Raw genomic sequence first — 4,522 nt, 5'->3', positions numbered from 1 at the left:
GTCGCGCGGGGCTCCCGGGCGGCGCGCCGCCGCCGCCCGGGACGGTGGGCCCATCGCCCGATCCGGCCACCCCGCCGGCCGGCCGTAGTCTGCTTGTGAGCCGGACACGGAGCAGTTACCGGTCCGGCCAGGCACGAGGAGACGTCACCGCGCGGTCGGGCGGGGCGCACGACCGGGAGCGAGGATGCGGTGAAGGTCGTGGCGATCGCCAGCTACAAGGGCGGGGTGGGCAAGACGACACTTACCGCGAACATCGGCGCCGCCATCGCCCGGCTGGGCCGCCGCGTCCTGCTGATCGACCTGGACCCGCAGGCGAACCTCACCTTCTCCTTCTACCAGCCGGAGGTCTGGCGCACCGAGCTCGCCGACCACCGCAGGACCGTCAAGGCCTGGTTCGAGTCGTGGCGCCCGGAGACCCTCCCGCCCCCGCTGGCCGGCTACGTGACAACCCCGCCGGTCGCCGCCGCCGCCGTCGCCGAGCGCGGCGGCTCGCTGGACCTGCTCGCCTCGCACCTGTCGCTCGGTGACATCGAGATGAACCTCGCCGCCCACCTGGGCGGGGCGCAGGCGCACCGGTCCACCCGCCACTACTTCGACGTCTACCAGCGCCTGGCCACCGGGCTCGCCTCCCCCGGGATGGGCGACTACGACCTGGTCCTCATCGACTGCCCGCCGCACTTCGGGGTGATGACCCGCGCCGCCATCGCCGCCTGCGACCACGTGCTCATCCCGGCCCGCCCGGACAACTTCTCCGCGCTCGGCATCGAGCACCTGCTGGGCAAGCTGCGCCGCTACGTCTGGGAGTACAACCGGGTCGCGGACCTGCAGTCCGGCGTGCATCCCGCGGCGAAGCGCCTCGAGCCGCGGGTGCTCGGCGTCGTGCTCATGATGGTGCAGTACTACCGCGGGCAGCCGACCAGCTTCCTGCGGCCCCACATCCACCAGGCCGCCAGCCTCGGGGTCCCCGTGTTCGAGTCGATGGTCCGGCTGAGCACCCGCAGCTTCACCGGCTCGACCGAGACCGAACTGCCGGCCGTGCTCAGTCCCGACGTGCCCGGCGACGTCGTCGGGGAACTGGTCGACGTGGTCGAGGAGTTCCTGCGCCGCCTGGCCACCGACGCCCGCGCGACCGCCTGAGTCCCGTCTCAGCTGTCAGGCGAGGGCGACGGTGGTCAGGATGTCCGGGGAGAACGCCTGCGCGCCGGGCGCCCAGGGGCCCGCGTGGACGGCGCCGAGCGCGGCGCCGAGGTCCGGGCGCTCGCGCAGCAGCTTCGTCATCCGCCGGCGCTTCGTCGCCCGCTCGGGCATCCCGAACGCGGACAGCAGATCGGTCAGCGCGGTGGCGAAGCGCAGCCGCGCCATCCGCTCGCCGCGTTCCTCGGCGTAGCCGCGCAACGTCTGCGGGGTCCAGGTGGGGGCGTCGAGCAGGGCCTCGGCGAGCACCCGGCTGTCGCGCAGGGTGATGCTCAGCCCCTGGGCGGTGACCGGATTGCTCCAGCCGGCGGCGTCGCCGAGCAGCGCGATCCCGGGTCGCAGCGGGTTGTCGGTCCAGGCGTCGGTCATGGGGAAGGTCGCGCACGGCCCGGCCGGGGTGGCGTCGGCGAGCGCGTCGGGGCACGGCAGCGCCGGCGAGCGGTACGCCTCGAGGAAGCGGGCCACCCGCTCGGGCCCGTTGAACCGTTCGGGGTCGGCGGCGTGCCGGGCGATGTAGAGCCGGATCAGGTCGGCGCCGCGGGGCACGACGATGTACTGGTTGCGCCCGTCGACGCCGAGCGTCGTCTCGGCGCGGTCCCAGGCGCCGCCGTCGTCGACGAGCAGCCCGGTGAGCAGCACCCGTGGGGTGGTCACCGTGATCGGGATGCCGAGTGCCGTGCGGGTCGCGGAGTTCTTGCCGTCGGCGACGACGACGAGCCGGGCGCGCACGGTGCGGTGCGCCCCGTCCAGCTCGTAGGTGACCGACGGCGCCGGGCCCGGATCCACCGTGGAACGCCCGACCCCGCGCACGACCGTCGCGCCGGCCTTGGCCGCCGCGGTGGCCAGCGCCTCGCGCAGCTCCGGATGGCCCACGCCGATGATCCCCGGGGCGCCGGGCACGGCCATGGACAGGTCCGTCGCGGCGGCGCGGGCCCGTTCGACGGTCAGCATCTCGTCGTAGGGCACCATCCGACTGATCACCGACGCACCCTCGGTGCCGAGCACGGTGTCGCCCAGGCCCAGCTCGACGGCCTCGCGATAGCCCCACGGCACGATCGCCTCGCCGCGGATCTGGTCGCGGTAGACCCGCTCGCGCTCCAGCACCGTGACACCCAGACCCGCCGCGGCCAGGCGGGCGGCGAGCGCGCAGCCGCCCACCCCGCCCCCGATGACGACGACCTCGCTGTCCAGGTCGCCAGGGCTGTCCAGGTCGCCGTCGATGTCGCTGCCCATATCGGCCTCCCTCAGGTCATGACCGCAGTCATTAACTATGGCATAATGAACCTCGAGACGGTCCACGAGGCAGACTCCAAACCTGTGGCGGAGTTCAGACCAGTGACGGCGTTCGGATCTGGAGCGGAGTTCGAACCAGCGGTGGAGTTCGACCCAGCGGTGGAGTTCAGACCACCGGCGGAGTCCGGGGACGGGAGGCGGCCGGTGGCACGCAGGCGCGGCGGGACCCAGCCGGCGCCGCTGAGCCAGCGCGACGTGCTCGACGCCGCACTGCGCGTGGTGGAGCGCGGCGGGCTCGACCGGCTGACCGTGCGCGCGGTCGCCGACGAGCTCGGCGTGACCCCGCCCGCGGTGCACTACCACCTGCGCGGCGGCGAGGACCTGGCCGACCGGGTCGTCGAGGCGGTCGCCGCCGAAATCCGCATCGAGATCGATCCGGTCGCGCCCTGGATCGACCAGTACGTCGGGCTCGTCACGGCGATGGACGAGTCGTTCCGGCGCTACCCCGGCACGGGGATGCGCGCCCTGACGGCTTCGCAGCCCTCCGCCGCGGCCGGGCGGCTCACCGGCACGGCGCTGTCGATCCTGCACGACGCCGGCCTGCCGCAGACCGCGGCGGTCGAGCTGTTCACCGCCACCTACCTGCTGTTCACCGGCTGGCTCGCGGCCCGGGGGCTGGTGGCGGCGGGCGGTACGCATCCGAGCCTGGCCGCCGCGGGCGTCAGCGGACCGGGCCTGGACGACCTTTCGACGCTCGAACGCGCCCTGCGCCGGGTGCTGGCGACGGTGCCGGCAGCGCCGTCCGTCGCCGACCGGATCGACCCGGCGGGCCTGGCGCGGCCCGCCCTCACCGAGGAGACACGACCATGACCGACACCACCGTCATCGACGACTACTTCGCCGGCTGGAACAAGCAGGACACCGACGCGATCCTGGCCACCCTGACCCCCGACGTCGTGCTGGAGGACGTCCCGACCGGCCACGGCGCCACGGGGACCGACGCGGCCCGGGCGTTCATCGACCACGCGCTGAGCCAGACGGCGGGCACCACCTACGACGTCCTGACCACCCTGTCCGACGGGGCCACCTACGCCATCGAGTGGGTCATGCAGCCGGCCGGCATCCGCGGGTCCTCCTTCGGCTCGTTGCGCGAGGGCCGGATCGCCGTCAACCGCGACTACTGGAGCCTGCCCCGCAAGTCCGCCTGAGGGGACCGGTCAGCAGGTCAGCAGGTCAGCCGACCACGGCGGGAGCCAGCGCCGCCGTGGTCAGCCGCCGCGGACTGCCGCCGCCGTCGGCGGGCACCGTCCACAGGTCGCTGCCGTAGTCGCCGGGCAGGGCGTAGGCGAGGGTGCGGCCGTCGAGCCAGAGCGCCTGGTCGTCGACGTTGCGCCGCTCGGCCGGCGCGGTCTCGCGCATCGTGCGCAGGTCGAGGACGGTCAGCCGCCACGGCGCGTCGGCCGGCAGGCCCGCCACCCGTTTCTTGAACGCCAGCCGGGTGCCGTCCGGCGACAGCGACGGGCATTCGACGTTCGCCCGCAGGGTGGTGACCGTGCGCGCGGTGACGTCGCCGCGCACCAGGTAGGTCTGCCCGCCGGTGGCGAGCGTGGCGTAGAAGTGGGTGTCGTCGGCGAACGTCACCCCCCAGAAGTTCACGTCCGGGCCGCGGTAGGTCCGACCGTCCCGGACGATCCGGTAGTCCTCCAGGTTGCCGTCCAGCCGCCAGGTGCGGGTGTCGAGGATGGACGTGCGGGTGGAGAACGCGGTGCCCGCGTAGGAGTCCCCGCTGACGAACACGGTCCAGGCCGCCATGCGTCCGCTCGGCGAGACCCGGGCCCGGGTGGGGATGCCGCCGAGCGGGTAGTCACGCCGCTCGCGCAGGTCCGCGTCGAGCACCACCGCCCGGTAGCTGTCCCCCACCACGCCCGGCACCCGGCGCAGGCAGATGCCGGTGCCGCCGGCGGCGTGGAAGCGCAGGCAGCGCACGCCGGAGGCGGTGCGGGGCCCGGCCGGGTCCGCGGCCGGCACGGACACCAGCTCGTCGCGGTGCGGACCCCACGCCGTCGAGCGGAACACCAGCCGCTCCCCCGCCGGC

The 4,522-nt window shown here is 74.3% G+C and carries 5 protein-coding genes; 3 read left to right on the top strand and 2 right to left on the bottom strand.

Annotated features, from left to right (window positions below; genetic code table 11):
- The first annotated feature begins 189 nt into the window (after window positions 1–189).
- Window positions 190–1,137, top strand: a complete 948-nt coding sequence (locus ND748_RS25955) for a ParA family protein (RefSeq protein ID WP_251748747.1) — start codon at window positions 190–192, stop codon at window positions 1,135–1,137.
- Between the two features lie 15 nt (window positions 1,138–1,152).
- Here ND748_RS25955 and ND748_RS25950 read toward each other — a convergent pair whose 3' ends face one another.
- Window positions 1,153–2,427, bottom strand: coding sequence for an NAD(P)/FAD-dependent oxidoreductase (locus ND748_RS25950; RefSeq protein WP_251748746.1), 1,275 nt, complete (start codon window positions 2,425–2,427; stop codon window positions 1,153–1,155).
- Window positions 2,428–2,631: 204 nt separating this feature from the next.
- Here ND748_RS25950 and ND748_RS25945 point away from each other — a divergent pair, with 204 nt between their 5' ends.
- Together ND748_RS25945 and ND748_RS25940 are read left to right on the top strand one after the other, a co-directional pair.
- Entirely contained in the window at window positions 2,632–3,297 is a 666-nt protein-coding gene (locus ND748_RS25945) for a TetR/AcrR family transcriptional regulator (protein ID WP_251748745.1), read from the top strand.
- The gene (locus ND748_RS25940; RefSeq protein ID WP_251748744.1) at window positions 3,294–3,635 is read left to right on the top strand and encodes a nuclear transport factor 2 family protein; all 342 of its coding nucleotides are present in this window, start codon (window positions 3,294–3,296) and stop codon (window positions 3,633–3,635) included. The genes ND748_RS25945 and ND748_RS25940 overlap by 4 nt, the downstream gene beginning before the upstream one ends.
- A gap of 25 nt (window positions 3,636–3,660) precedes the next feature.
- Here ND748_RS25940 and ND748_RS25935 read toward each other — a convergent pair.
- On the bottom strand, window positions 3,661–4,522 hold an 862-nt coding region (locus ND748_RS25935), incomplete at its 5' end, for a TolB-like translocation protein (RefSeq protein ID WP_251748743.1).

It is taken from the genome of Frankia sp. AiPs1 (assembly GCF_023716945.1).
In the GTDB taxonomy this organism is placed as follows: Bacteria; Actinomycetota; Actinomycetes; order Frankiales; family Frankiaceae; genus Frankia.
Note: the sequence above shows the minus strand (reverse complement) of the source record. Positions and strands in the feature narration are given on the sequence as shown.